This window comes from Bryocella sp., from assembly GCF_058498515.1.
The window spans coordinates 1-3,961 of sequence record NZ_JBMHYI010000034.1; the positions used below are offsets into that span (position 1 = coordinate 1).

General features: G+C 61.6%; 4 protein-coding genes. 3 read left to right on the forward strand and 1 reads right to left on the reverse strand.

Going from position 1 to position 3,961, the window contains the following annotated elements; all coding sequences use genetic code 11:
• On the reverse strand, positions 1-883 hold an 883-nt coding region (locus tag AC5E6W_RS10120; protein WP_491752171.1), incomplete at its 3' end, for a ribonuclease catalytic domain-containing protein.
• Between AC5E6W_RS10120 and AC5E6W_RS10125 the strand changes: the two genes are divergently transcribed.
• The 3 genes from AC5E6W_RS10125 (at position 878) to AC5E6W_RS10135 (ending at position 3,908) form a co-directional block, all read left to right on the forward strand.
• The gene (locus AC5E6W_RS10125; RefSeq protein ID WP_491752172.1) at positions 878-1,096 is read left to right on the forward strand and encodes a hypothetical protein; all 219 of its coding nucleotides are present in this window, start codon (positions 878-880) and stop codon (positions 1,094-1,096) included. The two genes, AC5E6W_RS10120 and AC5E6W_RS10125, sit on opposite strands and share 6 nt — an antisense overlap.
• A gap of 96 nt (positions 1,097-1,192) precedes the next feature.
• Positions 1,193-1,594 carry a response regulator gene (locus tag AC5E6W_RS10130; RefSeq protein WP_491752173.1) on the forward strand — a complete coding sequence of 134 codons (402 nt, stop codon included), beginning with the start codon at positions 1,193-1,195 and terminating at the stop codon, positions 1,592-1,594.
• Positions 1,595-1,667: 73 nt separating this feature from the next.
• Positions 1,668-3,908: a PAS domain-containing sensor histidine kinase gene (locus tag AC5E6W_RS10135; protein WP_491752174.1), complete on the forward strand. Its 2,241-nt coding sequence runs from the start codon at positions 1,668-1,670 to the stop codon at positions 3,906-3,908.
• Positions 3,909-3,961: the final 53 nt, after the last annotated feature.

The window sequence follows — 3,961 nt, forward strand, 5'->3', positions numbered from 1 at the left end:
TGTCCCACCGCTTCGGCACTACCACCACGCGCTGCAATCCGCTGCGCCCACCCTTGCGCAGCGCCCGCGCCATCACACCATTGGCCGCGACCATCAAATCCTCAATCAGATTCATCGCCCGATTCTGGATCGCCTCCTGCACGTCGATCACCTTGCCATCTACAACAACCGGGTCAGCCTCTGACTTATGAAACTCCAGCGCTCCCTTTTTCACCCGAGCCGCATGCAGCGCCAGCGCCGCCTCATCCTGCAGCTTCAACTGCTCCACCAGCCAGTTCTGCGCTAATCCGGGTGCGGTCCCACTGCTAAGGCTCGCATCCGCCTCATGTTCCCGCGCACTATCGCTCCGCAACGACATCGCATCGTTATCTACCACCCCCGCCGCCGTCTTCTCCAGCCACGGCCCCACGCGCGAGTACGCCAGCTGCGCACGATTCTGCACCATCGCTCGCGTTACCTTCTCGTTCACCATCTCGCCAGCCGGTCCAACGGTAAAGCTCATCATCACCGCCAGCCGGTCACCGCTCTCGTTCAACGACGTCACACCCGTAGAGAGCTCCAGCGGCAGCATCGGAAAGTTCTTCACCGCCGTATAAATCGTCTGCGTCTGCTCCTGCGCATGCTTATCGATGGGCGACCCCTGCTCCACCGCCGCCGCCACATCGCCAATCGCCACATGCAGCAGAATCCCGCCATCCACTCGCTCCGCCACTTCAATCTGGTCGAGATCCCGCGACGTATCGTTGTCGATCGACGACCACCCCAGCGCCCGCAGATCCTCCACGCCCTCCATCGCCGTCAACGTCGACAGCTTTTCTACAATCGCCGCCGTCTGCTCCGCCACACCCGCACCAAACTCCGGCTTGAACCCGGCCTCATGCATCTCATCCAGCGCGGCCCCCGCCAGGTCGAAGTGCCCATTGTTCGAGTGCCCACCGCAGTGCGATGCACCCTGCTGATGCTCCCCATGCTGGTCCTGCCGCTGGTCCCGGTGCTGATCCTGCGGATGATTCGTATGCTGAGCTTGCTGTTCCTGAGAATGACCTTGCTGACCCTGAGAATGATTGCTATGCGGCTTGTGGTGATCGCGTTCTGACATGACCCGCAGACTAACACTTCCAACCCTCCGCTGGCCCCACTATGTCGCATATTGCACACGACAACGGCCCCATAAAAGTTCATAATCAAAGACATGACACGGCCCTGTTTTCTCGTAGTCGACCGCGAATACTCCGGCAGCATCTCCACCCGCAAGCTCGTCATTGAGACCGCCAAGCTCAACGTCATCACCGCCTACAGCGGCGAAGAAGCCGTCCAGTCCCTCAAGCGCTTCCCCTTGATCAACGGTGTCGTCATCGACGCCGGCATCAAGGACACCCCTTGCGAGCGCCTCGTCGAAGAGCTCCACGCCATCGACCCCGACCTTCCGCTCATCGTCATCAACACACCTGGCTCCGATCACTGCCCCGGCGCCAACTTCTACCTCGACTCGTTCGAGCCCGCCAAGCTTCTCGAGCTTCTCAAGACCATCACGCCCAAGGAAGCCGCCGCCATCGAAGCTACCAATGAGCGCCTCAGCAAGACCCAGGACTAAAAACCAGCCCGCTTACTGCGCCAGCTACCGTACTCATAAATCACACCATTAGTAGTACGCTGAGAGTCGCATCATGCCAGACTCTCTGACATCTCCAGCAGCGGAAGCCCTCCCCGGCGCGCTGCTTTCGCTCGTCCTCGACGGCCTGCCCGAAGGCGTCCTCGTCATGGACAAGCAATGGCGCATCATCTACGCCAACGCCAACGCTCGCAGCATCAGCCGCGTCCTGCCCGAGTACATCGGCCATGGCACACACTGGGAACACTACCCCGAAACCCTCGGCACCTCAGTCGAAGCCGACTACCGCGAAGCCATGGCAACCGGCGTCGGCCGCGTTCTCGATCCCTACTACTTCGCTCCCTTCGACATCTGGTACAGCATCCGTCTCATTCCGGTCGACCACCATCTCATCCTTCACTATCGAGACGTCACCGCCGAGCAGCGGGCCGATAGCACCAGCCGCGCGCTCTCCGAGCAACTCGCGCAGGTCCTCGATGCCACCACGGACGGCGTCACCATCTTCGACCGCAACTGGTGCATCACCTACATGAACTTCCGCGCAAAAGAGATCCTCTCCCCCAGTGGTGACGTCCTCGGTAGCAATGTATGGGAAAGCTTCCCCCTCGCCGTCTATGAAGGCTCTCCCTTCGTCGAGCACTATCACCGCGCCATGGACCAGCGCATCCCCAGCAGCTTTGAGGCCTTCTACCCAGAACCCCTCAACATCTGGCTACACATCATCGTCCGCCCCTCACCCGACGGCATGATCGCCTTCTTCCGCGACATCACCGAGCAGAAGCTCAAAGAAGACGCCCTCCGCGCCAGCGAAGAGCGCTACCGCATCCTTACCGAGCTCAACCCCCAATCTCTCTGGACCGCCGGCCCCGACGGCCACGTCCGCTATGTTAACCATCGCTTCCTCGAATACATCGGCCACGACGTCGCCCCCAAAATCGGCGGCGAATATATTCGCTGCGTCGACCCCGCCGACCGCGAGCGTGTCGCCAGGGCCTGGACCCACAGCATCACCACCGGCGAAGACTACCAGATCGACGCCCGCCTCATCCGCGCCTCCGACCACGCCTCCCGTTGGTGGCATCTCCGCGCTCTTCCCATCCGCGATGATCAAGGCAACATCCAGCAGTGGCTCGGCGTCGCCAACGACATCCACGAAAACCGCCAGGCCGAAGAGAAACTCCGTGAGCAGTTCGCAGAAATCGACCGCCAGCGCCGCGAAGTGGAAACCATCTACCTCGGCTCACCCATCGGCATGGCGCTCTACGACGCCAAAACCCTCTGCCTGCTCCGCATCAACGACCGCCAGGCCGAAATCTTCCGCCTGCCTCCCTCCGAAGCCATCGGCAAAACCTACGACGAGCTGGCTGCCGGTGTCCCCACGGCCCACGCCCTCATCCGCCGCGCCGCTGCCGGCGAAGCCATCCTGAACCACACGCTCGAAGGCACGCTCGACCGCCGGCAGGACGAGTACCGCTACTGGAACATCAACTACTCGCCCATCTTCGCCGAAGATGGCACCGTGCAGGCCATCGCCAGCGCCACCGTGGAAATTACGCATCAGAAGCGAGCCGAAACCGCCCTCATCCAAAGCGAAAAACTGGCTGCCGTAGGCCGCCTCGCCAGCTCTATCGCGCATGAGATCAACAACCCGCTCGAGTCCGTAATGAACCTCGTCTACATAGCGCGCCAGCACGCCATTCTTCCCGAAGTCCAGACTTTCCTCGACCTGGCCGACCAGGAACTGCGCCGCGTCTCCATCATCGCCAACCAGACCCTACGCTTCCACAAGCAGGCCACCAAGCCGCAAGCCGTCAGTGGCGAAGACCTCTACTCCACCGTCCTCAGCATCTACGAAGGGCGTCTGAAAAACTCAAACATCGCCGTACAGCAGCGCACGCGCGCTCAACGTCCCGTCGTCTGCTTCGAAGGCGAAATCCGCCAAGTCCTCAACAACTTCGTCGGCAACGCGATAGACGCCATGCCTCAGGGCGGTCGTCTTCTCGTCCGCAGCCGCGAAGCCACCGACTGGCGCACCGGGCTCCATGGCCTCGTTCTCACCATCGCCGACACCGGCATCGGCATCGCCCCCGAAACCCAGTCCCACATCTTCGAAGCCTTTTTCACCACCAAAGGCATCCAGGGCACCGGCCTCGGTCTCTGGATCAGCGCCGAAATCATCCAGCGCCACCACGGCCGCATCCTTATGCGCAGCCGTCAGGGCAGCGGCACAGTGTTTAGCATCTTCCTCCCCTACGAAATCACCCCGGCCCCAGACCCCACCGTTCGTCTGCAATAACCCTTACATCGCCGCCATCACTTTCTCCCGCAACGGCTCCAGCCTCTCCTTCT

Excerpts from the sequence above, each read along its gene's own strand:
- AC5E6W_RS10125 (WP_491752172.1), top strand. The coding sequence starts at position 878 with ATGCATCTCATCCAGCGCGGCCCCCGCCAGGTCGAAGTGCCCATTGTT.
- AC5E6W_RS10130 (WP_491752173.1), top strand. The coding sequence starts at position 1,193 with ATGACACGGCCCTGTTTTCTCGTAGTCGACCGCGAATACTCCGGCAGC.
- AC5E6W_RS10135 (WP_491752174.1), top strand. The coding sequence starts at position 1,668 with ATGCCAGACTCTCTGACATCTCCAGCAGCGGAAGCCCTCCCCGGCGCG.